This is a genomic window from Pseudomonas sp. P1_F7, from assembly GCF_056405655.1.
Map to the genome: position 1 here is coordinate 13,527 of NZ_JBFUBR010000028.1, position 23,937 is coordinate 37,463.

A 23,937-nucleotide genomic window follows, 5' to 3' on the forward strand; every position below is an offset into this window, starting at 1 on the left:
TCTGGAGAAAATGAACTATGAAGATTGTTTCTCGCAACCAGTGGTTCGAGGTGAAACCACTCAGTGACGGCATCCGCCTGATTCACGAGCCGTACATCCGCCCCTTCTACCGCTGCAACCTCTGGCACATCCAGGGCCGTGACAAAGACCTGCTGCTGGACAGCGGCTCGGGCCTGGTCAGCCTGCGCGAGCAACTGCCGTGGATCACCGAACGGCCGCTGGTGGCCGTGGCCAGCCACTGCCACTTCGATCACATCGCCGGTCATCACGAATTCACCGAGCGACTGGTGCATCCGGCCGAGGCGGACATTCTCGCCGCACCGGATGGTGACAACGACTTGAGCAAAGCCTTTGTCGGCGACGACATGTTCGAGGCGCACCCTGATTGCCCGTTGTGCTATGCCGAATACCGGGTCAAAGCCGCACCGGCCACAGGGTTTATCGAAGATGGCGATGTGCTGGACCTGGGCGATCGGGTGTTGCAGGTCGTGCACACACCGGGACACTCGCCGGGTGGCATCTGCCTGTATGAAGCCGCCACCGAGACCTTGTTCAGCGGCGACATCATCTACGACGGCCCGCTGATCGAAGACGCCTACCACTCCAACCTCGATGACTACGCCCGCAGCCTGCAACGCTTGAACTCGCTGTCGATCCGCACGGTGCATGGCGGGCATTTCGGCAGTTTTTCCGGGGAGCATTTGCGCAATATGATTGACGAATGGCAGCGCTCACACGGCTAAAGCCTGCTGTACTCAACGGCAGGAACTGCTCCGGCAGGGAGAACAGAACCCCCTACTTTTCGAAGAATGCTCATGAAAGAAGCTGCCGTTCGTGATGTCGTGCACCGCTACATCAGCCGTCTGCTGGAAGGCCGGAAAGACTTTGACGACAACGCCAGCCTGGCGCAATTGGGATTGGACAAAAAAGATATCGAAGAACTGATCTTCCATCTGGAAGATGAACTGGGTGTCACGGCGTTTACGGTGGAGGAGGACCGGATACTCAAGACCGCCAGGACGGCGAATGATTTGAGCCGGTTTTTGCTGGAGATCGGGCGGTACTAAGGCTGGTGATCAAACGTACACCAAGCGGCAAGGGAGCTTGCTCCCTTGCCACGGGAAACCTTTCACCTGTCAGATGTTATCTGCCATTACCGGCGACGCTGCTGGCGTCGGCGCTGTTCGTCGTCAGTACGAACAGGCACGGGTTGCAGAGGCGGTTCGATCAAACCGAGAGCCACACCCAGGTCATGCAGCCAGTTTTGGATTTTCTCTTTCATGGTGCCCCCTTCAGGGTAGTGCCGAGCAGCCAAAATTCTGTAGCCTCTCGCACAGATAATAGTCCGAAGTCCTACGCAATGCTCGCGCAAAGTCGCAATGATCTGTTACTGAATCCATCACAATCAGCCTGCGTTCAGGCAATTTCCTGCGCCTGTACCCGTGCCGGCGGAAAAACCACCTGTTGCTGCTCGATCCAGGCATTCAGGTTGGCCCCGACCATGCCCTTGCGCCACATCAGCCAGGTGGTAGCGCTGGCGAACGGCTCGACCAACGGATGCACGGCCACACTCTCACGGCCCGGCAAACTGGCGAGCATCGACTCCGACATCAGCGCCACACCGGAACCGGCAATCACACATGCCAGCATCCCCGGGTAGGACTCGATCTCCATCGCCCGGCCCATGGCCGCATGGTCATGGGCGAACCAGGCTTCCAGGCGCATGCGGTAGGAGCAGCCCTGGCGAAAGGTGAACACCGAACGACCTTGCACATCCAGCGCGCTACGCACCGGTGGATGATCGGCCTCGCTGATCAGCACCAGGCGCTCGTCGCACAAGGGCACCCCGTCGAGCCCGGCCAGTTCCATGGGGCCATCCACCAGCGCCGCATCGAGTCGACCGGTGAGCAGGCCTTCGAGCAATTCACCGCTGGGTCCGGATTGCACTTGCAGGTTCACGGCCGGATACAGGCGGTGGTAGCGCGCCAATAGCCCCGGAAGGTGAATCGCCGCCGTGCTGTACATGGTGCCGAGCACAAAGTCGCCCGCCGGTTGCCCGCCCTGCACTGCCGCGCTGGCCTCGTCACGCAAGGCAAACAGCTTGGCGGTGTAGTCCAGCAGGACTTTTCCCGCAGGCGACAACTGCAAGCGCTGACGCTCGCGCAGGAACAGTTCGACACCCAGTTGCTCTTCCAGCTGCTTGAGCCGGGTCGACAGGTTCGACGGCACTCGATGCAGCCGTTCGGCGGCCCGGGTGATGGACCCTTCCTCCGCCACCGCCTGGAAGATGCGCAATTGGCTGAATTCCACGACATTCTCCAAAAAAGAACAAGTTACTCACTATTATTCATTTTTAAAGAAAGTCAATCAGTCCTAGCCTGACGGTCATTGATCCTCCAAACGGAATCCAGACCATGTCTGCCCTGATTCGCTTATCCGCCAGTTTTGTTGCCCTGATGATGGCCATGGGCATCGGCCGTTTTGCCCTGACACCGCAACTGCCGCATCTGCTTAGCGAAGGTCAGATCGACCTGACCGCCGCCGGACTGATTGCCGCCGCCAACTACCTCGGGTATTTCATCGGCGCGGTGGACGCCATGTTTTCCCGGCGTCCGGCACAAGTTCGCCGGCGCTTGCTCGGCGGGTTGTGGCTCTGCGTACTGCTGACCCTGGCTTCGTTCTGGGCCAACGGTTTCTGGTCGCACCTGTTGCTGCGTTTCGGCACCGGCGTGGCCAGCGCCTGGGTGCTGGTGATGATCACCGCTTTGAGCCAGCCGCTCGCGGCAGCGGCCGGTCGTCCTCGGCTCGGCGCCTTGGTCTTCGCAGGACCTGGTTTGGGGATTTTTCTGACCGGTTTGTTGGCCCTGGGCTCGAATCTGCTGGGCCAGACATCCGCCACATTGTGGCTGGTGTATGCCGCCGTAGGACTGGCGATGCTGCTGGGGATTCTGCCGTTCCTGCCACAACCGGGCGCAACCGCGACCGCTGCACCCAGCGCCGGCACGTCCGGCACACAAGGTATCGGTCGTCTGGGCTGGATCTATGGCTTGTACGGATTGGGCTACATCATTCCGGCGACCTTTCTGTCGCAAATGGCCAACGCGCAATTCCATGGCCAATGGCAGGCCGACCTGTTCTGGCCGTGCTTTGGCCTGGCGGCTGCCACGGGTGTGGTGCTGGTGAGTCTGCGTCGGCAAAAGCCGGGTGCAACGCGTCACTGGTTGATGGCGACGTTATGGCTGCAAGCCGCCGGCGTATTCGCCTGCCTGCTGGGCAACGGGCCAGGTCTGGCATTGGGTGTGATCCTGTGCGGCACGCCGTTCCTGGCCTGCATGCAACTGGTGATGCAACGCTCCCGGGAGCTGGCACCCCACGCCACCCAGCGCAATGCTGGCCTGCTAACAGCTTGCTTTGCCGTGGGCCAGCTCAGCGGGCCATTGCTGGCGGCGCTGAGCAGTCATTTCAGTGGCGGTTTGCAGCCGGCACTGGTGGTCGCCGGCTGCGGCTTGCTGATCGCCGGCGGTCTGTTGCTCGCACCGGTCAATGCTGCCCGAGAGCTTTGCGCAAACGACGGCGCAACCACTGCTCAGCGCTGACAAAAGTGATGCCCGCCAACACCAGCACTGCACCGATGACGAAGTTCAGGCTCAGTTCCTCGCCCAGCAGCACCACACCGAACGTGACGCCGAACAACGGCGTCATGAACGAAAACACCGCGAGGTTCGCCGCCAGGTAACGGCGCAGCAGCCAGAACCAGATCAGGTAACTGAAGAACGACACGACCACGCCCTGAAACAGCACACTGGCAACCGCCACGGTGGTCAGGCTGACATGGGTGATCTGGCCGCTGAGCAGCGCAATCAACAACAAACCGAAAAAGCCGATAATCAACTGATAGAACAGCGTCAGGGTCACCGGCGCTTCCGACAGGCGTGAGGCGCGCACCACCACCGTGGTCGCGCCCCAGGCGGCACCCGCCAGCACACCCAAGGCATCGCCCATCAACATGCGGTAATCAAGGTTGTCCCAGGACACCCCGCCGGCAAACGCGATGGCAATCCCGATAAAGGCCAGGACAATCCCCAGCCATTGCAACGGCCGTAAACGCTCACTCGGCAACAACCAGTGCACACCCAATGCGGTGAAGATCGGCGCGGTGTAGAGGAACACCGACATGTGCGCCGCCGTGGTCAGTTGCAGGCCTTCGGAAATGAAGAAGAACTCCAGGCCGAACAAGGCACCGGCCAACAGACCGCCGCGCCAGGTCGCACCCACCTGGTTCCAGCCGCCCTTCCAGCAGATCAGCAGCCCGACCAGCAACGCCGACATGCCGGAACGTCCGGCCGCCTGCATCACCGGCGCAATATCGGCCGCCGCCCACTTGATCATCACCTGCTGAACGCCCCAGACCAGGCACAACCCGACCATCACTTGCAGGGCAAACCCGTCGGCGCTGCGCCGGGTGGCGCTCACCGGAACACCTCGAAGACACAATCCACGGCAAAGACTCGGCAGTAAAAGCAAAGCCCCCGCCTTCTCGTTGAATAGAACACACCGGGGCGAAAAATCATGTTGTCGATTATTAACCAGAAGGCCAGAAAATGCCCCTACACGTCAGAGTGGGATCAACTGAGTTCGATGCGATCGGCATGAATGACAATCTGGCCATTCTTGTACAACGCACCGATGGCCTTCTTGAAGTTGCCCTTGCTGACACCGAACAGGCTGCTGATCAACGCCGGATCGCTCTTGTCGCTGACCGCCAAGCTGCCGTTGTTTTCGCGCAACTTGGCGAGGATCTTCGAGTTCAGGCTGGTGGCCGCTTCCTGGCCGACCGGTTGCAGGCTCAGGCTGATCTTGCCGTCGGCGCGAACTTCCTTGATGAAGCCCTTTTCTTCTTTACCGGCGCGCATGAACTTGAAGATTTCGTTCTTGTGAATCAGGCCCCAATGCTTGTTGTTGATGATGGCCTTGAAGCCCATGTCCGTGGCTTCGGCCACCAGCAGATCCACTTCCTGACCCGCGGTGTAGTTGGCCGGGGTCTTGTCCAGGTAGCGGTCCAGGCGCGCGGTCGCGGTGATGCGACGGGTGTGTTTGTCGAGATAGACGTGCACCACCACATACTCGCCCGCCGTCATCTGGCGCTTCTCTTCGGAGAACGGCAGCAACAGGTCTTTCGGCAACCCCCAGTCCAGGAATACGCCAATGCTGTTGACTTCAACAACTTTCAAACTGGCAAATTCACCGACTTGAACTTTCGGCTTTTCAGTAGTTGCGATGAGTTTGTCATCGCTGTCCAGATAAATAAAAACGTTGAGCCAGTCTTCGTCTTCGCTAGGAATATCTTTTGGAATATAACGATTAGGCAGAAGGATTTCGCCATCCGCGCCACCGTCCAGATATAAACCGAAGTTAGTGTGTTTAACCACTTGCAAACTGTTGTAACGCCCGACTAAAGCCATGTCCAATACCCTCATTGCGTGGGCGGCATTCTACCCGGTTTTCAGCGCCGCGTTCGGCAGCCGGCCCGGTGGCGCGAGAAAATCCTCTGAAACCCTTAATTTTCCCGGGGTTTCATCCCTCGCCTGGCCGCTCGTCAGGCCGTTCCGGGCATTTACGCCATGCCCAGGCAAGCGTGATGCGGTATTTTTCCAGGCAATGTTATTAGTTAAAACAGCGGCTTAGGTGCATATTTCGAATATTGGCCGGTGACTAATTACCCCGCCCTCACGAATATGCCGAGGGGATATTTGCCAAGCAATTATCAGGTAATTCCTGTACGATGCCTGGCCAAGTTAATTTTCTACAGGTTAATGGCCGCCATGCGCGTAAAAGCATCCACCAGCAAAGCAAAGCCAGCTCCAGCCGTCGAAACCAGCGAATCGATCAACAGCCAGATCGCAGCGTTCCTCAAGTCCGGCGGCGAAATCCAGCAAATTGCCAAAGGCGTCAGCGGCCAGACGTTCGGCCCGTCCAAGCAGATCACTCTGGGCAAAAAGTAATCCCCTCGCGTCACCTGGTCCCAAAGCGCTTTGAGCTTCGAAGCGCTTGGACTGGAACCCTCGATACTCCCCTGCCACTCCTTCAAATCGTTTAGAAATCGACGAATGGCCTTCATTGCCGATCATTCGCCGGTATTCTTGCACACGTCTGGATCAAGCGTTTCAGCGGGCTCACCAGCCTGTCCTCGCTGTTCATGGAGTGACGCATGTTCAAACCTTTCTATCTATCGGCATTGCTCGCCAGCCTGCTGGCCTGCTCCGTGGCACACGCACAAATCTTTCAGCGTGAGCTGGGTGCCTTCGACCTCAAGCTCGGCACCACCCCCACCCGCAGCATGGCCCAGGGTCTGGTCAAACCTTCGGCCATCGGCTCGTTCCACGGCGGCCTGGACCTGAGCCACGACAGCGGTTTCTATGTGGGCCAATGGTCGCCCAGCATGGGGATCAGCCCGGGGAAAAACCTCGAGATCGACTCCTACATGGGTTTTAAACAACCCTTCGACCAAACCCTCGGCTACGAAGTGGGCCTGATCCGCTACAGCTACCCCGAAGTCACAACCCCTGACAGCCAGGAACTGTTCGGCGGCCTGACCTTGCTCGGCAGCCGTTTCGGCATCGCCTTCAGCAATGACCCGGACAAACAGAACAACACCCTGTTCGCTGACTTGAGCGGCAATCAACCGTTCGGTGTCGGCATCAGCCTGAAATACACCACCCACCAATTCAATACGCCAGTGGCGGTGGATGGCGGGTATGTAGGCAGTTTTACCGATTGGTCGCTGAAATTGTCCCGCCCGTTCATGGGCATCGACCTCGACCTGATCTACAGTGACTCCAACCTGAGCGGCAGCGGTTGCTCGGCCTATGCCGGGCACAACAGCCAATGCGACGGACTGGTTACCCTCAAGGCCGAACACGCGTTCTATTGATCGGCTGAACTGCCGGGCTCCTCCCGGGTTCACATGAGAATCAGACCCCGAAGACTGGCTTTCGCAAGGATTCGCCCATGTCCCGCTGGTTCAATCACATAGCCGTAGTGCTGACTATCGCCCTCACCCTCGGCGCATGCAGCCGCGTGGGCCTGGCCTACCGCAACCTCGACGTGATTATCCCGTGGACGCTCAGCGACTACCTGGACATGAACGGCGAGCAAAAAAGCTGGCTGAACGAACGCCTGAAGGAACACCTGAGCTGGCACTGCACCACCCAATTACCCGGCTACCTCGACTGGCTGGACCGCCTGCAAACCATGATCGCCACCAACCAGGTCACCGATGCCGCCTTGCAGGCCCGCGCCCGTGAAGCCGAACAGGCAATCGCCGAGACCGCGCGGGAAATCACCCCGTCGGCCATCGAGTTGTTGCAAGGGCTGGATGACAAGCAAGTCGCCGAAATGAACGATGCCTTTGCCAAGGACCAGCGCAAACGCCAGGAGGAATACCTCAAGCCCTCCCTCGACCAGCAGATCAAGGAGCGCGGCGAACGCATGTCGAAGCGCCTGAATGACTGGTTCGGACCTCTGAGCACTACCCAGCAACAGCGCGTCGCCACATGGTCGAACGCCTTGGGCGACCAGAACACCCAATGGATCGCCAACCGTGTCCATTGGCAGAAGCAGTTCAGCGCAGCCGTTGCGCAACGCCAGAGTCCGCAATTCCCACAACGAATCGAGACGCTTCTGGTCAATCGAGAGAGTTTGTGGACACCCGCCTATCGTCAGGCCTTTGCCAACACCGAGGCTCAGGCACGTTCGCTGTTGGTGGATCTGATGGCCGAAAGCACGCCGAACCAGCGTGAGCGCTTGCTGAAGAAAATCGAGGGCGTGAGGAAGGATTTCAGCGACTTGAAGTGCCTGAAAGCGGTTAAACAAAGTTAAGCCCCACACAATTCCCCTGTGGGAGACTCTCTGGTTGAGGTGAAGCCCTCAGCTGACTTTTGGTTGATATTCGCACTGCCCCTTCAGCCTGGCTTCTGCTGACGACTGACCGGCGGTATGTCGAATTCCACGCAAGCCAAACGACTAGGCTGTGTAAGTCCCCTCCCCGCCCCGCGCAGGAGAAAACAACATGAACATTCAGAATCATCCCGTCGTGTCGCGGGAAGAATGGCTCGTCGCACGCAAACAGCACCTTGTCCACGAAAAAGCCTTCACCAAGGAAAGGGACAAACTCAGCGCCGAACGCCGCGCCCTGCCCTGGGTGAAAATCGACAAGGACTACCACTTCCAGGGGCCCCACGGCGAACTGAAACTGGCTGACCTGTTTGGCGGCCGCAGTCAGTTAGTCATCTACCACTTCATGTTCGCCGAGGGCTGGGACGAGGGCTGCCCCGGTTGCTCGTTCCTCAGCGATCACATCGACGGCGCCAATCAGCACCTGGCCCACCACGACATTGCAGTGGTGGCGGTTTCCCACGCACCGTTCGCTGAATTCCAGGCGTTCAAGCGACGCATGGGCTGGAAGTTCGATTGGGTGTCGTCAGAAGGATGCGATTTCAACTACGACTTTGGCGTCTGTGCCCGAGCCGAAGACGTCGCCGCTGGAAAGGCTACGTACAACTACGAAAAAACCGACGGTTCCGAGGAAGAACTCCCCGGTCTCAGTGTGTTTTATCGCAATGACGCAGGGGAAATTCTCCACACTTACTCCACCTATGCCCGGGGCCTGGACATGCTGGTCGGCGCCTATAACTACCTCGACCTGACGCCCAAGGGACGCAACGAAGACGAAATCATGGAGTGGGTGCGGCATCATGACCGGTACGAAGAACAGGCGAACCCCAGTTGCTGCCACGGCGGTTAGTCACCTGACATCGAGTCGCGGCCTTCGCTTGTGCCCCGCCCGCCTTGACCCGTCGGACAAGTGTCAGTTGATCGATCAGCGCTTGAAGGAGTTGGGATCCGCCGAGAAAAAAGCCGAAGGCTGATAAACGCAAGGCATAAAAAAACCCGGACACTGTCCGGGTTTTTCATGGGCCGTCTACAACGACTTACTCGGCCGCCGGCGCTTCCGGCTTGCGGCGCTTGAGCGGGGCCATGCCGTCCTTGCTGACCAGGGAATCGCTCTTCGGCCGGTTGGCGCTCTTGCGCTTGGTCGGGGTCTTGGCGGCGGTTTTCTTCTTGTCGCCCTTGGCGTCGGTCTTTTTCTTCTTCACGCCAACGGCTTTGCCCGAGGCCTTGACCTTTTTCGGTCCGCCGTAGGTGCCTTTGACTTCCTTGATGGTGCGGCGCTCGAAGCTCTGCTTGAGGTAGCGCTCGATGCTCGACATCAGGTTCCAGTCGCCGTGGCAGATCAGCGAGATGGCCAGGCCATCGTTACCGGCGCGGCCGGTACGACCGATGCGGTGCACATATTCGTCGCCGCTGCGCGGCATGTCGAAGTTGATCACCAGGTCCAGGCCGTCGACATCCAGACCGCGGGCGGCGACGTCGGTGGCCACGAGGATTTTCACGCCGCCCTGCTTCAGACGGTCGATCGCCAGTTTGCGATCCTTCTGGTCTTTCTCGCCGTGCAGCACGAACGCTTTGTATTCCTGCGCCACCAGGCGGCCGTAGATGCGGTCGGCCATGGCCCGGGTGTTGGTGAAGACGATGGCCTTCTGGTAGGTCTCGTTGGCCAGCAGCCAGTTGACGATCTGTTCTTTGTGCTGGTTGTGGTCAGCGGTAATGATTTGCTGGCGGGTGGTGTCGTTCAGCTGGCTGACCGCGTTGAGCTGCAAGTGCTCAGGGTTGTTCAGGACCTTGGCGATCATCTCGCGCAGGCCCGAACCACCGGTGGTGGCGGAGAACAGCATGGTCTGCTGGCGGTTGGTGCACTCGTCCACCAGACGCTGAACGTCTTCGGCGAAGCCCATGTCGAGCATGCGGTCGGCTTCGTCGAGCACCAGTACTTCGACTTCCTTGAGGTCGAGGTTGCCGGCGTTCAGTTGTTCGATCATCCGGCCCGGCGTACCGATCAGGATGTCCGGCACCTTGCGCAGCATTGCGGCCTGGACCTTGAAGTCTTCACCGCCGGTGATCAGGCCGGACTTGATGAAGGTGAACTGCGAGAAGCGTTCAACTTCTTTCAGCGTCTGCTGGGCCAGTTCGCGGGTCGGCAGCAGGATCAGGGTCTTGATGCTGACGCGGATTTTCGCCGGGCCGATCAGACGGTTGAGGATGGGCAAAACGAATGCAGCGGTTTTGCCGCTACCGGTTTGCGCCGTCACCCGCAGGTCACGCCCCTGGAGCGCCAGCGGGATGGCCGCGGCTTGCACAGGCGTTGGCTCGACAAATTTCAGCTCGGCCACGGCTTTGAGCAGGCGTTCGTGCAGGGCGAATTGGGAAAACACGGGTGCTACCTCGAAGAAATGCAAAAAAACAGCTGCATAGGGTAACGGTTTCGAGCGCTCAGGCCGAGTTTCTTTATACAAATGGCGGTAAACAGTTGGTTTTTTGTTGCCTGATTTTTCCCGAAACGTAATACAAAGCGTCTTAAATGCTCTAATCCCCTCTCGCGCCTTACAGAAGAATCGTTTTCGACCATGGATATCAAACAGCTCTGGACCAACGTCCTGGACCTTTGGGGCGCCCTCGACCAGCACCCGCTCGTGCACTCCAGCCTGTCGCTGTTGCTGCTATTGGCGATTGCGCTGTTCCTCGGACGGGTGGCGCGTTACCTCATTCTGCACGCGGCAAAAATGCTCAGCCGCCAGCCGGCCTTGCACTGGGTCAATGATTTTCTACAGAACAAGGTGTTCCATCGCCTGGCGCAGATCACGCCTTCGCTGGTGCTCCAGTTCGGTCTCAATCTGGTGCCGGACCTGAGCAAAACCAGCCTGAATTTCCTCGGCAACGTCGCGCTGTCCTTCACCTTCCTGTTTCTGCTGCTGGTGGTCAGCGCCCTGCTCAACGCCCTGCTGGACATCTACGCCCGCACCGAGCACGCCCGCACACGCTCGATCAAAGGCTATGTGCAGTTGGCGAAAATGGTGTTGTACGTGTTTGGCGCGATCGTCATCGTCGCCACGCTGATCGACCGCTCACCGCTGTTGCTGCTGTCGGGTCTGGGTGCCATGTCGGCGGTAATTCTGTTGGTCTACAAGGACACGCTGCTGTCGTTCGTCGCCAGCGTGCAGTTGACCAGCAACGACATGCTGCGGGTCGGCGACTGGATCGAGATGCCACAGGTTGGCGCCGACGGCGATGTGGTGGACATCACCTTGCACACGGTCAAGGTGCAGAATTTTGACAAGACCATCGTCTCGATCCCGACTTGGCGCCTGATGTCCGAGTCGTTCAAGAACTGGCGCGGCATGCAGGCTTCCGGTGGCCGCAGGATCAAGCGCAGCCTGTTCATCGACGCCAGCGGTGTACGCTTTCTGCGCGACGACGAAGAGCAGAAGCTGTCCCAGGTGCACTTGCTCACCGACTACATCACCCGCAAACAGGCCGAACTCAAGGCCTGGAACGAAGCCCAGGGCAACGTCGCGGCCATGTCGGCCAATCGTCGCCGGATGACCAACATCGGCACTTTCCGCGCCTATGCGCTGGCCTACCTGAAGAGTCACCCGGGAATCCAGCCGAACATGACCTGCATGGTCCGCCAGATGCAGACCACGGCCCAGGGTGTTCCGCTGGAGATCTACTGTTTTACCGGCACCACGGCGTGGGCCGATTACGAGCGGATTCAGGGGGATATTTTCGACTACCTGCTGGCCGTGCTGCCGGAGTTTGGGTTGAGTCTTTATCAGCAGCCGAGCGGATCGGATTTGCGTGCGGGGATATTGCCGGCGGTACTGGGCGCGAGCCATATTCCCGAAGCTGAAAAGCGCAGGGTGTAACACCACAAAACCTGTGGGAGCGAGCTTGCTCGCTCCCACAGGGGTTACATTGTTTTCAGAATTTGCGGGTTACTTGACCTGCCGCTGCGGTGCCTTGTGCACCATGGTGTAAGCGTAATCCACGCCCATGCCGTACGCACCGCTGTGTTCCAGCACCAGTTCCATCACCGCCTCGTAAGTGTCCTTGTGCGCCCAGTCACGCTGGTATTCGAGCAACACTTGTTGCCAGGTCACCGGCACCGCGCCGGCCTGAATCATCCGTTGCACCGACATGTCGTGGGCTTCTTTGCTGGTGCCACCGGAAGCGTCGGTGACGATGTACACCTCGTAGCCTTCAGCCAGGGCTTCCAATGCCGGGAACGTCAGGCAGACCTCGGTCCACAGCGCCGCAATGATCAGTTTTTTGCGCCCCGTGGCCTTCACCGCGTCAACCAGTGCCTTGTCTTCCCAAGAGTTCATCGAAGTGCGCTCGATCGGCTTTTGCTCCGGGTGCACTGCCAGCAATTCAGGCCAGATGTAACCACTGAAGCTTTCGGTTTCGACCGAGGTGTAGATGGTCGGTACGTTGAAGATCTTCGCCGCCTTGGCCAGACCTACGGTGTTGTTCTTCAGGGTCTGGCGATCGATGGACTGCACGCCGAAAGCCATTTGCGGCTGGTGGTCGATCAGGATCAGGGCGGAGTTGGTTGGGTTGAGCAGTTCACGAATAGACATGGCGCGTTCCTTTTGATGTCGATAGTTTCGAATGAATTCAGGGTTAGTCGACGTTGCCGTAAGTGGCTTTGTTGTCGGCTTGGATGTCACTTTAGGGGCTGGCTATAAAAGGGACAATTACCTAAAATCGAGAATCATTGATTCTAAAATAGGGACAATATGGATCGCATCGAATGCATGCGCGCCTTCGTCGTCACGGTCGGCGAGAACGGCTTCGCCGCAGCCGCCCGGGCCATGGACGTACCGCGCTCGAAAGTCAGCAAACAGATTCAGGCGCTGGAAGAAGCCATTGGCGTGCAATTGCTGCAACGCACCACCCGCAGCCTGCACCTGACCGAGGCCGGGGCCGAGTATTTCGAAGCTGCAAGGGAAGTGTTGGCAGCACTGGACGAGGCCGAGCAACGCGCCCGTGACGGTATCGGCGAGTTACGTGGTGTATTGCGGGTCAATGCGCCGATGTCGTTCGGTCTTCGGCGGCTGGGTCCGTTGATTCCGCTGTTTCACGAACAGCACCCGAATATCGAGCTGCAACTGGTGCTCAGCGACCAGCAGGTCGACCCGGTGCGGGGCGGGTTTGACGTGACCATCCGCATCGCCAGCATGCCCGACTCGACGATGATCGCACGGCAACTGGCGCCCGCACCGCGCATCATGGTGGCATCCCCTGCTTATCTCGAGCGCGCCGGCGTTCCGCAGACTCCGCAGGATCTGCGCGCCCATCAATGCCTGAACTACGGGTATCTGCAGAGCGGTGTCAGCCTGCAACTGTGCAATGGCAAGGAAACCCAACGGGTAAACGTCACCGGCCCACTGCACGCCAACAACGGTGATTTGCTCGCCCAGGCCGCCGAAGCCGGCATGGGCATCGCCCTGCTGCCTGACTTCATCGTCGAGGACGCGCTAGCGGCCGGGCGACTGGTGCCGGTGCTGTGCGAATGGCAGGCCCCGGCTATCACTATCAACGCGGTGTATTCGTCAGCCCGGCGGGTGCCGCAGAAGACTCGAGCGTTTATCGAGTTTCTGGTGGATCAATTGGCGCCAAAGTGATTTTTTGACAGCACACAATTCCTTGTCGGTTTAGTGGGCGGCCAAAGACTTGCGCACACCCAACCGACTGATCCACACCGCCAGCAAAATCACCGAACCACCGAACAACAACCGCCCCAGTTCTTCATGCTGGTTCCAGATCAGCAGGTTGATCAGCAACCCCACCGGCACATGCAAGTTGTTCATCACCGCCAGGGTCCCTCCGTTGACCAGGCACGCACCTTTGTTCCACCAGTAGAGCCCCAAAGCAGTCGAGACCAGGCCGAGGAACAGCAGCACGCCCCATTGCAGCAGTGCTTCGGGCAGGAAGTTCTGTTTACCGAACAGCAGAAACGCCGGCAGCGCCACCGCCAGTGCGCCGAGGTAGAAGAAGCCGAAACGCCGGTAATGCGGCAGATCGCTCGGGTGGCGCGCGACCAGGTGTTTGTAGAGCACTTGCCCGGCGGCGTAGGTGAAGTTGGCCAGTTGTAGCAACAGGAACCCCATGAAGAAGTCCGGGTTGATCCGGTCAAAGCGAATCACCGCCGCCCCCGCCACTGCCACCAGTGCCGCGACCAGGGCCCAGGGATTGAAGCGACGATTCAGTGCATCTTCAATCAGGGTCACGTGCAGCGGCGTGAGAATGGTGAACAGCAGCACTTCCGGCACCGTCAGTACGCGAAAGCTCAGGTACAGGCAGACGTACGTCACGCCGAACTGCAACGCGCCGATCACCAGCATGCCGCGCATGAACGCCGGCTCCACCGAGCGCCAGCGGGTCAATGGAATGAACACCAGCCCTGCCAGCAGCACGCGTACCAACACTGCGAAGTAACTGTCGACATGACCGGCCAGGTACTCGCCGATCAAACTGAAGGAAAACGCCTGGATCAGCGTGACAAAAAGTAGATAGCCCATGCTCGCCTCATTTCGAATGGCGGCGACGATAGCGGTTTTTGCTGCTGATCGCGAACACCCAAATAATACAAATTCCTTGTAGGAGCGAGCTCCCACAGGGTTTGAAGGTGCTTGGTAAATCGCAGGCAAAAAAAAGCCCGATCTCGCTAAAGCGTTCAATCGGGCCAGAGCACTCAGGAGCAACAAGTGCGAAGGGAGGTTCGATGCGCGTACAGGCTTGAAGGGTTGCGCCAGGTCACTAGACCATCCAGCGATTATCTGGCGATTAAACGGTCAGGCCACTTGCGAAAGCTTGGCGTTCGCCTGGTTCAGGCCTTTCTCCTGGAAGTCACCGCCCAGGTTCATGCCTTCGGCGTGGATGAACGTCACGTCGTGGATGCCGATGAAACCCATGACCTGACGCAAGTACGGTTCCTGGTGATCGGCGGTGCTGCCGGCATAGATGCCGCCGCGAGCCGTCAGCACATAAGCACGCTTGCCGCTGAGCAGGCCTTGCGGGCCGGTTTCGGTGTACTTGAAGGTCACGCCGGCACGCAGCACATGGTCGAGCCAGGCTTTCAGGGTGCTGGGGATTGCAAAGTTGTACATGGGCGCGGCCATGACCAGTACATCGGCGGCGAGCAATTCGTCGGTCAACTGGTTGGAGCGTTCCAGAGACGCCTGTTCGATGTCGCTGCGCTGCTCGGCGGGTTTCATCCAGCCACCCAGCAGGTTGATGTCCAGGTGCGGCACCGGCTTGACGGCCAGGTCGCGGACGGTGATCTGGTCATTCGGGTGAGCGGCTTTCCACTGGCTGATGAAAGTCTGGGTCAGTTGGCGGGAAACCGAGTCTTGCTGACGGGCACTGCTTTCGATGATCAGAACGCGGGACATGGGATGTAGCCTCCATCTGGGAATGCTGTAGGTCGATGGAGTGAAGGTTAAACAGAGTCATATCGATGAAAAAGCGCAAATAACTGCTATAACCCATCAATAAATTCGTTTATAAGCTCAACGTACCCTGCCTCTGTAGGAGCGAGCTTGCTCGCGAGGCGTCGTGTCATTCAATTTTTCTGCTGCCTGACACACCGCTATCACGAGCAAGCTCGCTCCTATAGAAGAGCCAGGCGTCATTTCGGGGTGCAGGTCAGCTCGATGCGCAGCTTGATGATGCTGCGGGTGAATTTCACGGTGGCGTTTTTGTGCTTGCCGGCCGGTACGTCGATCTTGCGGGTACGCGGTGCCTCCGGGCCATTGATGAAAACGGCCTTGCAGCTCGCATCGACGTCGCCGTAGTTGGCCACCTGAATGGAGCCGATGTCGCTATCCGTGTCGTAAGTCTGGTAATCGATCTTCAGGCCGCTGAGGTCTTTCTTCACATCGATCGGGTAAGCCATCGCCGTCAGCGGTAGCAGCGCCAGCAGCACACAACAGAATTTTTTCATTCAGCAGCCTCCAATAAGGGCTGCCAGCTTAGGACAAGAGGAGCTCAACATGAAAGCGCCCCGCGTGACCCTTGATCAATGGCGAACGCTGCAGGCCGTGGTCGATCACGGTGGTTTCGCCCAGGCCGCCGAGGCGCTGCATCGCTCGCAATCGTCGGTCAGCTACACCGTGGCCCGCATGCAGGATCAGCTCGGCGTGCCGTTGCTGCGCATCGACGGACGCAAAGCCGTGCTGACCGAGGCTGGCGGCGTGCTGTTGCGCCGCTCCCGGCAACTGGTGAAACAGGCCAGTCAACTCGAAGACCTGGCCCATCACATGGAGCAGGGCTGGGAAGCCGAAGTGCGCCTGGTGGTCGATGCCGCTTACCCGAGCGCCCGCCTCGTCCGCGCCTTGACCGCATTCATGCCGCAAAGCCGTGGCTGCCGGGTGCGGCTGCGTGAGGAAGTGCTGTCGGGCGTGGAGGAAGTCCTGCTCGAAGGCGTGGCCGACCTGGCCATCACCGGGTTCAGCATTCCCGGTTACCTGGGCGCGGAATTGAGCGACGTCGAGTTCGTCGCGGTCGCCCACCCGGAGCATCCCCTGCACCGCCTCAACCGCGAACTGAGCTTCCAGGACCTGGAAAGCCAGATGCAAGTGGTGATCCGTGACTCGGGCCGCCAGCAACCACGGGACGTCGGTTGGCTCGGTGCCGAACAGCGCTGGACCGTCGGTAGCCTGGCGACTGCCGCGACCTTCGTCAGCAGCGGTTTGGGGTTTGCATGGCTGCCCCGGCACATGATCGAACGGGAACTCAAGGAAGGTACGCTCAAGCTGCTACCGTTGGATCAGGGCGGTAGCCGTAACCCGAGCTTTTACCTGTATTCGAACAAGGACAAACCGCTCGGGCCGGCCACGCAGATTCTCATCGAACTGCTGCGTACGTTTGACACCGCACCACTGGACGCACCGTTCGCCGCCCCCGAACAAGCCTGACACGGAGTGTATGCATGGCCTATTTCGAACACGAAGGTTGCAACCTGCACTATGAGGAATATGGCCACGGCACGCCGCTGCTGCTGGTCCACGGTCTGGGCTCCAGCACGCTGGACTGGGAAAAACAGATCCCGGCACTTGCCACCCGCTACCGGGTAATCGTCCCGGATGTCCGCGGTCACGGCCGTTCGGACAAACCCCGGGAGCGCTACAGCATTGCTGGATTCAGCGCTGACCTGATTGCACTGATCGAGCACCTCAATCTCGGTCCGGCACACTATGTCGGCCTGTCCATGGGCGGCATGATCGGCTTCCAACTGGGTGTGGATCAGCCGCAACTGCTCAAGAGCCTGTGCATCGTCAACAGCGCGCCCGAGGTCAAACTGCGCAGCCGCGATGACTACTGGCAGTGGTTCAAGCGCTGGAGCCTGATGCGCGCCCTTAGCCTGGGCACCATCGGCAAGGCGCTGGGCGGCAAGTTGTTCCCGAAACCCGAGCAGGCCGACTTGCGACAAAAAATGGCCGAACGCTGGGCAAAAAACGACAAACATGCTTATCTCGCCAGCTTCAATGCCATTGTCGGCTGGGGGGTCCAGGAACGACTTTCGAAGGTCACCTGTCCAACCCTCATCGTCAGCGCCGACCGCGACTACACACCGGTGGCGCTGAAGGAAAACTACGTAAAACTGCTGCCCGATGCGCGGCTGGTGGTGATCGCCGATTCACGCCACGCCACGCCACTGGACCAGCCGGAACACTTCAACCAAACACTGCTGGAATTTCTGACCGCAGTCGACACCACCACTCAGGATCACTGACCCATGCTGAAAAAAATCGCCCTCGCCGCAGGCTCCGTCCTGTTTGCCGCCAACCTGATGGCCGCGACGCCGGAAAAGGCACCGCATGTGCTGCTGGACACCACCAACGGCCAGATCGAAATCGAACTGGACCCGGTCAAGGCCCCTATCAGTACCAAGAACTTCCTTGCGTACGTCGATAGTGGTTTCTACAACAACACGATTTTCCACCGGGTGATTCCGGGTTTCATGGTCCAGGGTGGTGGCTTCACCCAGGCCATGCAGCAAAAGGACACCAAAGACCCGATCAAGAACGAGCACAAGAACGGCCTGGTCAACGTTCGTGGCACCTTGTCCATGGCCCGTACTTCGGTGCCTGACTCGGCCACCAGCCAGTTCTTCATCAACGTCAAGGACAACGACTTCCTTGACCAGGGCGACGGTTACGCGGTGTTCGGCAAAATCGTCAAAGGCATGGATGTGGTCGACATCATCGTCAATTCGCCAACCACGGTTCGTGGCGGCATGAAAGACGTTCCGGCCGATCCGGTCTTCATCAAGTCGGCCAAGCGCATCGACTGAGACTAAGCTGGACAAGGACGTCCGAGCCGTTGCCGGCTTTGCCGGCAACGCTCAAACCGTTAAAAGGAGAGCCCGTTCGCGGGCGAAAAAACATGCTTTATCGCCGTTTTGAAAAACTGATCGATGTTTTCCGTGAAGCACCGACGGCGTCTCCGCCGGACCGGGTTTTCCCTTTTTACACTTATTACCTCAAGCAGGTCTGGCCGAGCTTCGCCGCCCTGTTGATCGTCGGCCTGATTGGCGCATTGATCGAAGTGGCGCTGTTCAGCTACCTGAGCCGCATCATCGACCTGGCCCAAGGCACGCCGAACGCCAATTTGTTCCGGGAGCACGCCATTGAGCTGACCTGGATGGTGCTGGTTGCGCTGGTGCTGCGCCCTATATTTGTGGGATTGCATGACCTGCTGGTGCACCAGACCCTGAGTCCCAGCATGACCAGCATGATCCGCTGGCAGAACCACAGCTACGTGCTCAAGCAGAGCCTGAATTTCTTCCAGAATGATTTCGCCGGGCGCATCGCCCAACGCATCATGCAAACCGGCAACTCACTGCGCGATTCCGCCGTGCAAGCCGTGGATGCGTTGTGGCATGTGCTGATCTACGCCATCAGTTCGCTGGTGCTGTTCGCCGAAGCCGACTGGCGCCTGATAATCCCGCTGCTGACGTGGATCTTCGCCTTCATCGGCGCCCTCTGTTACTTCGTGCCACGGGTCAAGGATCGCTCGGTGGTGGCGTCCGATGCGCGCTCCAAACTCATGGGGCGGATTGTCGACGGCTACACCAACATCACCACCCTGAAGCTGTTCGCCCACACCAACTTCGAACAGCAATACGCCCGCGAAGCGATCAAGGAACAAACCGAAAAGGCGCAACTGGCCGGTCGCGTGGTCACCAGCATGGATGTGGTCATCACCAGCATGAACGGCCTGCTGATCGTCTGCACCACCGGCCTGGCCCTGTGGTTGTGGACGCAGTCATTGATCAGCGTTGGCGCGATTGCCTTGGCCACCGGCCTGGTGATCCGCATCGTCAACATGTCCGGCTGGATCATGTGGGTGGTGACCGGCATCTTCGAAAACATCGGCATGGTGCAGGACGGTCTGCAGACCATCTCACAACCGGTCTCCGTCACCGACCGCGACCAGGCCAAACCCCTGGCGGTGGCCCGTGGCGAAGTGCGCTTCGAACAGGTGGATTTCCACTACGGCAAGCAGAGCGGGATCATCGGCGACCTCAACCTGACCATCAAGGCTGGCGAGAAAATCGGCCTGATCGGCCCGTCCGGTGCCGGCAAATCGACCCTGGTGAACCTGCTGCTGCGCCTGTACGACGTCGAAGGCGGACGCATCCTGATCGACGGCCAGAACATCGCCGACGTCAGCCAGGAAAGCCTGCGCGAACGCATCGGCATGATCACCCAGGACACGTCGCTGCTGCACCGTTCGATCCGTGACAACTTACTGTATGGCAAACCCGACGCCACCGACGCCGAACTCTGGGAAGCGGTGCACAAGGCACGGGCTGACGGGTTCATTCCGTCGCTGTCGGACGCTGAAGGCCGCACCGGCTTCGATGCCCACGTCGGTGAGCGCGGGGTGAAACTCTCCGGGGGGCAGCGCCAGCGCATCGCCATTGCCCGTGTGTTGCTCAAGGACGCGCCGATACTGATCATGGACGAGGCCACTTCAGCACTGGATTCGGAAGTCGAAGCGGCGATCCAGGAAAGTCTCGAAACTCTGATGCAGGGCAAAACAGTGATCGCCATCGCTCACCGGCTCTCGACCATCGCCCGGATGGACCGGCTGGTGGTGCTGGAAAACGGCAAGATCGCCGAAACCGGAACCCACGCCGAGCTGCTCGCCCATGGCGGTTTGTATGCGCGGTTGTGGCAACACCAGACCGGTGGATTTGTCGGGATCGATTGAGTATTGCGGCAGCCACAAAACCTGTGGGAGCGAGCTTGCTCGCGATGACGGAGTGTCAGTCGACAGCAATGTGGATGCTCAAGGCAGCATAATCTCGAAAGGACACTCTCTTATGTCTCTGTTAAAACGTTCGGCTACTGAGTTGGTAGGCACGTTCTGGCTGGTGTTGGGTGGTTGCGGCAGCGCGGTGTTGGCAGCGGCTTTTCCGGAGGTAGGGATCGGTCTGCTCGGGGTGTCCTTCGCGTTTGGCCTGACAGTGCTGACCATGGCTTTCGCCATCGGCCATATTTCTGGCTGTCATCTCAATCCTGCGGTATCCCTCGGCCTGGTAGTGGGTGGGCGGTTTCCGGCCAATGAATTGCCGGCCTACATCGTTGCCCAGGTCATTGGCGGCGTGATTGCAGCCGCCCTGCTGTACTTCATTGCCAGCGGCAAGCCCGGTTTCGAACTGGCGGGCGGATTGGCATCCAACGGCTATGGCGAACACTCGCCTGGCGGCTATTCGATGGCGGCAGGGTTTGTCTGTGAACTGGTGATGACAGCGATGTTCATCCTGATCATCCTCGGCGCCACCGACAAACGTGCACCGGCAGGACTGGCACCGATTGCCATCGGCCTGGGGCTGACGCTCATCCACCTGATCTCGATCCCGGTCACCAACACCTCGGTCAACCCGGCGCGCAGCACCGGCCCGGCGCTGATCGTCGGCGGCTGGGCGATTCAACAACTGTGGATGTTCTGGGTCGCACCGCTACTCGGTGCAGTCGTCGGCGGCGTGCTGTATCGCTGGCTGGGCAAGGAAGACAACTGACACGCTGCCCGGTGAAAATCAGCCTTGTCGATAAGGCAAGGCTGACTTCGCATCCTCTGCATAAGCCAGCACCCCCAGCCGCTCCTGCTCCAGAAAGTCTTTCACCGCCGCTTTCAACCCTGGATGCCGCAAGTAGTGCCAGGAATGCGTAATGACTGGCTCGAATCCGCGAATCAGTTTGTGCTCGCCCTGGGCCCCGGCATCGAAACGCTGGAAACCGTTGGCGATGGCATAGTCCATACCCTGGTAGAAACAGGTCTCGAAATGCAGGCTATCGAACTCCGCCAGGCATCCCCAGTAACGGCCATAAAAGCTGTCGCCCCCCACCAGACTGAACGCCATCGCCACCGGCCGTGAACCCTGTTTGGCCAGCACCACGCGAATCGACTCCGGCATGCGTTCGGCCAACAGGCTGAAAAACTCCCGCGTCAGATACGGTGCTTGCCGGCGCACTGCATAGGTATTGGCGTAGCAGGCATAAACGAAATCCCATTGCGCCTGAGTCAGCTCCCGCCCTTGCAGCCATTCGAACTCAAAGCCCTGCCCCGCTACCTGCTCGCGCTCCTTGCGCATCTGTTTGCGCTTGCGCGAACTGAGCACGTCGAGGAAGTCCTGAAAATCCCGGTAGCCGCGATTCTGCCAGTGGTATTGACAGCCCACGCGCTGCAACCAGCCCGGCTGCTCGCTCAGTGCCGCGTCGGTGAACGGATCGGTGAAGTTGATGTGCGCGCTGGAGAGCCCTTCGAGTTCAAGGTAGCCCGGCAGGCTTTTCATTAACTCGAAGCCGTCTTCGACCGTGGCCGCCAACAACCGCGGCCCGGTGACGGGACTGAACGGCACAGCGGTCAACAGCTTGGGGTAGTAATCGATGCCGGCGCGTTCGCAGGCATCGGCCCAGGCGTGATCGAACACGTACTCGCCGTAGGAATGCCACTTGCGATAACTGGGCAGCGCGGCGATCAAACGGTCACCTTCAACGTGCAACAAATGCTCGGGCTGCCAGCCGGAATGGGGTCCGACGCTGCCGCTGTCTTCCAGTGCGCTCAAAAAAGCGTGACGCAGAAAAGGCTGAGTCTCGGGCACCAGGGCGTCCCAGGTCTGCGAGGCGATTTCTGACAGTCTTTGCAGGCGTTGCAACGGCATCACCATCCTCATTCTTCATGGCGTGAAAGCCCCGCGAGTATCGCCTATCGCTCTGCAATTCACACGGGCAAAACGACGACAGTGCTCTAACTCAATAGTTCACGGCGACTTTGTTTCGTCATGGACATGACATCACATTGCCACTGCTCTGTCATAAACCATCGCGATACTGGCGCCTGTTTTTAGAGCGCCGGGTTATACCCGGTCACTGTTTTCCGCCCCTAAATGGTCGGTTGTGTCCCGGATGGCTCTGTCATCCCCTCTCATCTTCGGAGATTGATATGCGTCTTGCTTCCACGAAAACTGCGGCGGCCTTGTGCGGCGGCCTGTTGCTGGCCATGAGTGTTCCGGCCAGTGCCGCAGTCGACGCCAAACTGCTCGACATGCTCAAGGCTAACGGCTCGATCACCAACGCGCAGTACAGCGAACTGCAAGCCGAGCTGGCCAGGGATCAGAAAGACCAGCAGATCGCCCGTCAGGCTCAGCAAGAGACTAACGAGCAAATCGCGGCAACCGCGAAGAAAACCGACGCACTGAGCACCTTCGACCAGAAGCTGGCATGGGCCGCCAAGACCCAGTTCAAGGGTGACGTACGCTTCCGTGAAGAGACAGTGCACAACGATGGCGTGCCAAACAACAAGGACCAGGACCGTCAGCGCATTCGTGCCCGCCTGGGTGCCTACAGCGAAATCAACCCGCAGGTCGACACCGGTATCCGTATCGCTACCGGCAGCAACGACGACGCTCGCTCGACCAACCAGGACCTGAACAACTACTTCGACAAGAAGCAGATCTGGCTGGACCAGGGTTACATCGACTACCACCCGGACGCGATCAAGAACCTGCACCTGGTTGGCGGCAAGATGCCGCAACAATGGGTGAGCATGGGCGACATCATCTGGGATAGCGACATCAACCCGGAAGGTCTGGCAGTCACCTACAAGTACCCGCTGAGCGGCAGCACCGAGCTGTTCGGTAGCGCTGGTCACTACACCCTCAAGGACAACGTCGACGGCGAAGGCGTGCAGTTCAAGCACGACCTGCGTCTGTACGCTGGCCAGTTGGGTGCGCGCTTCGCCATCACCGACAGCATGAAAATGACGTTGGGCGGCAGTATCTACTCCTACGACAACGACAGCAGCAGCGCCTGCCCTACCAGCGGCACCGTCACCACGCCATGCGCACTGGCCGTCAACGGCAACAGCCCGGGCGAAACCTTCAAACTGTACGAAGGCTTTGGTCAGCTGGACTTTTCCAACCTGCCAGTTCCGCTGTCGCTGTACGGTCAGTACGTCAACAACACCGATGCCAGCAACGACCAGGACACTGGATGGTTGGCCGGTGTGAAGTCCAAGGTCTACGGCTTCAACCTGGACTACAACTACCGCGACGTGCAGCGTAACGCTGTGGTGGGTGCCTTCACCGACTCCGACTTCGCCAACGGCTTCACCGGCTCGCGCGGCAGCAAGCTGAAAGTGAGCTACGACCTGGACAAGAACTTCGCCCTGGGCGCGACCTACTTCATGGCGACCTCGGACCAGACCAACGCCAACATCAAGAAAACCGATTCGGACATCAACACCCTGCAACTGGATGCCGAAGCCAAGTTCTGATTCACCCCGCTACACGACCCGGGCAAGGAAGCCCGGGCCGCTTTTACAGCCTGGCGTTGGTGTGTCGGTCCCCATCATCCTCCGACACATCAACGCGAGACTGTTTTCTCTCCCGCAATAACCTCCCGCAAAAAAAGATCGCAGCCTGCGGCAGCTCCTACGCTGACAGGACTCATCGCGATATCACGT

25 protein-coding genes are annotated in these 23,937 nt (G+C 59.3%); 15 read left to right on the forward strand and 10 right to left on the reverse strand.

Annotated elements, in window-relative coordinates; genetic code table 11:
* The first annotated feature begins 17 nt into the window (after nt 1-17).
* Together AC1D1M_RS29525 and AC1D1M_RS29530 are read left to right on the forward strand one after the other, a co-directional pair.
* Complete coding sequence (locus AC1D1M_RS29525) at nt 18-743, forward strand: MBL fold metallo-hydrolase (RefSeq protein WP_477778424.1); 726 nt, start codon at nt 18-20, stop codon at nt 741-743.
* Between the two features lie 72 nt (nt 744-815).
* Nucleotides 816-1,067 (forward strand): acyl carrier protein, encoded by a 252-nt coding sequence (locus AC1D1M_RS29530; protein WP_477778425.1) that lies wholly within the window; start codon nt 816-818, stop codon nt 1,065-1,067.
* 86 nt (nt 1,068-1,153) lie between these two features.
* Here the strand turns inward: AC1D1M_RS29530 and AC1D1M_RS29535 are convergent, their stop codons facing one another.
* Nucleotides 1,154-1,282 (reverse strand): PA1414 family protein, encoded by a 129-nt coding sequence (locus AC1D1M_RS29535; protein WP_007972508.1) that lies wholly within the window; start codon nt 1,280-1,282, stop codon nt 1,154-1,156.
* A 134-nt stretch (nt 1,283-1,416) separates the two neighbouring features.
* Nucleotides 1,417-2,310 (reverse strand): putrescine utilization regulator PtrR, encoded by an 894-nt coding sequence (gene ptrR / locus AC1D1M_RS29540; RefSeq protein WP_477778426.1) that lies wholly within the window; start codon nt 2,308-2,310, stop codon nt 1,417-1,419.
* A 104-nt stretch (nt 2,311-2,414) separates the two neighbouring features.
* Between ptrR and AC1D1M_RS29545 the strand changes: the two genes are divergently transcribed.
* Nucleotides 2,415-3,596 carry an MFS transporter gene (locus AC1D1M_RS29545; RefSeq protein WP_477778427.1) on the forward strand — a complete coding sequence of 394 codons (1,182 nt, stop codon included), beginning with the start codon at nt 2,415-2,417 and terminating at the stop codon, nt 3,594-3,596.
* Here AC1D1M_RS29545 and AC1D1M_RS29550 read toward each other — a convergent pair.
* Nucleotides 3,541-4,473 (reverse strand): DMT family transporter, encoded by a 933-nt coding sequence (locus tag AC1D1M_RS29550; RefSeq protein WP_477778428.1) that lies wholly within the window; start codon nt 4,471-4,473, stop codon nt 3,541-3,543. The genes AC1D1M_RS29545 and AC1D1M_RS29550 overlap by 56 nt on opposite strands.
* Nucleotides 4,474-4,625: 152 nt before the next feature.
* Nucleotides 4,626-5,462, reverse strand: a complete 837-nt coding sequence (locus AC1D1M_RS29555) for a CvfB family protein (protein ID WP_095944601.1) — start codon at nt 5,460-5,462, stop codon at nt 4,626-4,628.
* A 351-nt stretch (nt 5,463-5,813) separates the two neighbouring features.
* Between AC1D1M_RS29555 and AC1D1M_RS29560 the strand changes: the two genes are divergently transcribed.
* The 4 genes from AC1D1M_RS29560 to AC1D1M_RS29575 all read left to right on the forward strand — a co-directional run bounded on the left by AC1D1M_RS29560 (nt 5,814) and on the right by AC1D1M_RS29575 (nt 8,803).
* Nucleotides 5,814-6,002, forward strand: a complete 189-nt coding sequence (locus AC1D1M_RS29560) for a hypothetical protein (RefSeq protein ID WP_015096330.1) — start codon at nt 5,814-5,816, stop codon at nt 6,000-6,002.
* A gap of 206 nt (nt 6,003-6,208) precedes the next feature.
* Nucleotides 6,209-6,931 carry a TorF family putative porin gene (locus tag AC1D1M_RS29565; protein WP_477778429.1) on the forward strand — a complete coding sequence of 241 codons (723 nt, stop codon included), beginning with the start codon at nt 6,209-6,211 and terminating at the stop codon, nt 6,929-6,931.
* A 77-nt stretch (nt 6,932-7,008) separates the two neighbouring features.
* Nucleotides 7,009-7,878 (forward strand): DUF6279 family lipoprotein, encoded by an 870-nt coding sequence (locus AC1D1M_RS29570; RefSeq protein ID WP_477778430.1) that lies wholly within the window; start codon nt 7,009-7,011, stop codon nt 7,876-7,878.
* 190 nt (nt 7,879-8,068) lie between these two features.
* Nucleotides 8,069-8,803: a DUF899 domain-containing protein gene (locus AC1D1M_RS29575; protein ID WP_477778431.1), complete on the forward strand. Its 735-nt coding sequence runs from the start codon at nt 8,069-8,071 to the stop codon at nt 8,801-8,803.
* 187 nt (nt 8,804-8,990) lie between these two features.
* Here AC1D1M_RS29575 and AC1D1M_RS29580 read toward each other — a convergent pair whose 3' ends face one another.
* Nucleotides 8,991-10,331 carry a DEAD/DEAH box helicase gene (locus AC1D1M_RS29580; RefSeq protein WP_007972492.1) on the reverse strand — a complete coding sequence of 447 codons (1,341 nt, stop codon included), beginning with the start codon at nt 10,329-10,331 and terminating at the stop codon, nt 8,991-8,993.
* A 192-nt stretch (nt 10,332-10,523) separates the two neighbouring features.
* On the opposite strand from AC1D1M_RS29580, the gene AC1D1M_RS29585 reads away from it, so the two are divergent.
* Nucleotides 10,524-11,822 (forward strand): mechanosensitive ion channel family protein, encoded by a 1,299-nt coding sequence (locus AC1D1M_RS29585; protein ID WP_477778432.1) that lies wholly within the window; start codon nt 10,524-10,526, stop codon nt 11,820-11,822.
* Nucleotides 11,823-11,891: 69 nt separating this feature from the next.
* Here AC1D1M_RS29585 and AC1D1M_RS29590 read toward each other — a convergent pair whose 3' ends face one another.
* On the reverse strand, nt 11,892-12,536 hold the full coding sequence (locus AC1D1M_RS29590) for a hydrolase (RefSeq protein ID WP_108218556.1): 645 nt from the start codon (nt 12,534-12,536) through the stop codon (nt 11,892-11,894).
* Nucleotides 12,537-12,695: 159 nt separating this feature from the next.
* Between AC1D1M_RS29590 and AC1D1M_RS29595 the strand changes: the two genes are divergently transcribed.
* The gene (locus AC1D1M_RS29595) at nt 12,696-13,583 is read left to right on the forward strand and encodes a LysR family transcriptional regulator (protein WP_477778433.1); all 888 of its coding nucleotides are present in this window, start codon (nt 12,696-12,698) and stop codon (nt 13,581-13,583) included.
* A gap of 30 nt (nt 13,584-13,613) precedes the next feature.
* Here the strand turns inward: AC1D1M_RS29595 and AC1D1M_RS29600 are convergent, their stop codons facing one another.
* The 3 genes from AC1D1M_RS29600 to AC1D1M_RS29610 all read right to left on the reverse strand — a co-directional run bounded on the left by AC1D1M_RS29600 (nt 13,614) and on the right by AC1D1M_RS29610 (nt 15,904).
* Nucleotides 13,614-14,480, reverse strand: coding sequence for a carboxylate/amino acid/amine transporter (locus AC1D1M_RS29600; RefSeq protein ID WP_477778434.1), 867 nt, complete (start codon nt 14,478-14,480; stop codon nt 13,614-13,616).
* A gap of 273 nt (nt 14,481-14,753) precedes the next feature.
* Nucleotides 14,754-15,353, reverse strand: a complete 600-nt coding sequence (locus AC1D1M_RS29605) for an FMN-dependent NADH-azoreductase (RefSeq protein ID WP_046043697.1) — start codon at nt 15,351-15,353, stop codon at nt 14,754-14,756.
* A gap of 236 nt (nt 15,354-15,589) precedes the next feature.
* Nucleotides 15,590-15,904, reverse strand: a complete 315-nt coding sequence (locus AC1D1M_RS29610; protein WP_477778435.1) for a 3-phosphoglycerate kinase — start codon at nt 15,902-15,904, stop codon at nt 15,590-15,592.
* A gap of 49 nt (nt 15,905-15,953) precedes the next feature.
* On the opposite strand from AC1D1M_RS29610, the gene AC1D1M_RS29615 reads away from it, so the two are divergent.
* From AC1D1M_RS29615 to aqpZ, 5 genes are all read left to right on the forward strand, one after another.
* Nucleotides 15,954-16,877, forward strand: coding sequence for a PA3225 family LysR-type transcriptional regulator (locus tag AC1D1M_RS29615; protein ID WP_008018223.1), 924 nt, complete (start codon nt 15,954-15,956; stop codon nt 16,875-16,877).
* Between the two features lie 14 nt (nt 16,878-16,891).
* Complete coding sequence (locus AC1D1M_RS29620; RefSeq protein WP_414924829.1) at nt 16,892-17,695, forward strand: alpha/beta fold hydrolase; 804 nt, start codon at nt 16,892-16,894, stop codon at nt 17,693-17,695.
* Nucleotides 17,696-17,698: 3 nt separating this feature from the next.
* On the forward strand, nt 17,699-18,256 hold the full coding sequence (locus AC1D1M_RS29625) for a peptidylprolyl isomerase (protein ID WP_477778436.1): 558 nt from the start codon (nt 17,699-17,701) through the stop codon (nt 18,254-18,256).
* A gap of 92 nt (nt 18,257-18,348) precedes the next feature.
* Complete coding sequence (locus tag AC1D1M_RS29630; RefSeq protein ID WP_477778437.1) at nt 18,349-20,181, forward strand: ABC transporter ATP-binding protein; 1,833 nt, start codon at nt 18,349-18,351, stop codon at nt 20,179-20,181.
* Between the two features lie 112 nt (nt 20,182-20,293).
* A complete protein-coding gene (gene aqpZ, locus AC1D1M_RS29635) occupies nt 20,294-20,992 on the forward strand; it encodes an aquaporin Z (protein ID WP_477778438.1) in 699 nt (232 codons plus the stop codon).
* Nucleotides 20,993-21,010: 18 nt separating this feature from the next.
* Here the strand turns inward: aqpZ and AC1D1M_RS29640 are convergent, their stop codons facing one another.
* A complete protein-coding gene (locus AC1D1M_RS29640) occupies nt 21,011-22,135 on the reverse strand; it encodes a GNAT family N-acetyltransferase (protein WP_477778439.1) in 1,125 nt (374 codons plus the stop codon).
* A gap of 281 nt (nt 22,136-22,416) precedes the next feature.
* Here AC1D1M_RS29640 and AC1D1M_RS29645 point away from each other — a divergent pair, with 281 nt between their 5' ends.
* Entirely contained in the window at nt 22,417-23,748 is a 1,332-nt protein-coding gene (locus tag AC1D1M_RS29645) for a putative porin (protein ID WP_477778440.1), read from the forward strand.
* The last annotated feature ends 189 nt before the right edge of the window (nt 23,749-23,937 follow it).

Bases quoted from the DNA above. Each gene is read 5' to 3' on its own strand.
- AC1D1M_RS29525 (WP_477778424.1), top strand. From the start codon at position 18: ATGAAGATTGTTTCTCGCAACCAGTGGTTCGAGGTGAAACCACTCAGT.
- AC1D1M_RS29530 (WP_477778425.1), top strand. From the start codon at position 816: ATGAAAGAAGCTGCCGTTCGTGATGTCGTGCACCGCTACATCAGCCGT.
- AC1D1M_RS29535 (WP_007972508.1), bottom strand. From the start codon at position 1,282: ATGAAAGAGAAAATCCAAAACTGGCTGCATGACCTGGGTGTGGCTCTC.
- AC1D1M_RS29545 (WP_477778427.1), top strand. From the start codon at position 2,415: ATGTCTGCCCTGATTCGCTTATCCGCCAGTTTTGTTGCCCTGATGATG.
- AC1D1M_RS29555 (WP_095944601.1), bottom strand. From the start codon at position 5,462: ATGGCTTTAGTCGGGCGTTACAACAGTTTGCAAGTGGTTAAACACACT.
- AC1D1M_RS29560 (WP_015096330.1), top strand. From the start codon at position 5,814: ATGGCCGCCATGCGCGTAAAAGCATCCACCAGCAAAGCAAAGCCAGCT.
- AC1D1M_RS29565 (WP_477778429.1), top strand. From the start codon at position 6,209: ATGTTCAAACCTTTCTATCTATCGGCATTGCTCGCCAGCCTGCTGGCC.
- AC1D1M_RS29570 (WP_477778430.1), top strand. From the start codon at position 7,009: ATGTCCCGCTGGTTCAATCACATAGCCGTAGTGCTGACTATCGCCCTC.
- AC1D1M_RS29575 (WP_477778431.1), top strand. From the start codon at position 8,069: ATGAACATTCAGAATCATCCCGTCGTGTCGCGGGAAGAATGGCTCGTC.
- AC1D1M_RS29585 (WP_477778432.1), top strand. From the start codon at position 10,524: ATGGATATCAAACAGCTCTGGACCAACGTCCTGGACCTTTGGGGCGCC.
- AC1D1M_RS29590 (WP_108218556.1), bottom strand. From the start codon at position 12,536: ATGTCTATTCGTGAACTGCTCAACCCAACCAACTCCGCCCTGATCCTG.
- AC1D1M_RS29595 (WP_477778433.1), top strand. From the start codon at position 12,696: ATGGATCGCATCGAATGCATGCGCGCCTTCGTCGTCACGGTCGGCGAG.
- AC1D1M_RS29600 (WP_477778434.1), bottom strand. From the start codon at position 14,480: ATGGGCTATCTACTTTTTGTCACGCTGATCCAGGCGTTTTCCTTCAGT.
- AC1D1M_RS29605 (WP_046043697.1), bottom strand. From the start codon at position 15,353: ATGTCCCGCGTTCTGATCATCGAAAGCAGTGCCCGTCAGCAAGACTCG.
- AC1D1M_RS29610 (WP_477778435.1), bottom strand. From the start codon at position 15,904: ATGAAAAAATTCTGTTGTGTGCTGCTGGCGCTGCTACCGCTGACGGCG.
- AC1D1M_RS29615 (WP_008018223.1), top strand. From the start codon at position 15,954: ATGAAAGCGCCCCGCGTGACCCTTGATCAATGGCGAACGCTGCAGGCC.
- AC1D1M_RS29620 (WP_414924829.1), top strand. From the start codon at position 16,892: ATGGCCTATTTCGAACACGAAGGTTGCAACCTGCACTATGAGGAATAT.
- AC1D1M_RS29625 (WP_477778436.1), top strand. From the start codon at position 17,699: ATGCTGAAAAAAATCGCCCTCGCCGCAGGCTCCGTCCTGTTTGCCGCC.
- AC1D1M_RS29630 (WP_477778437.1), top strand. From the start codon at position 18,349: ATGCTTTATCGCCGTTTTGAAAAACTGATCGATGTTTTCCGTGAAGCA.
- aqpZ (WP_477778438.1), top strand. From the start codon at position 20,294: ATGTCTCTGTTAAAACGTTCGGCTACTGAGTTGGTAGGCACGTTCTGG.
- AC1D1M_RS29640 (WP_477778439.1), bottom strand. From the start codon at position 22,135: ATGCCGTTGCAACGCCTGCAAAGACTGTCAGAAATCGCCTCGCAGACC.
- AC1D1M_RS29645 (WP_477778440.1), top strand. From the start codon at position 22,417: ATGCGTCTTGCTTCCACGAAAACTGCGGCGGCCTTGTGCGGCGGCCTG.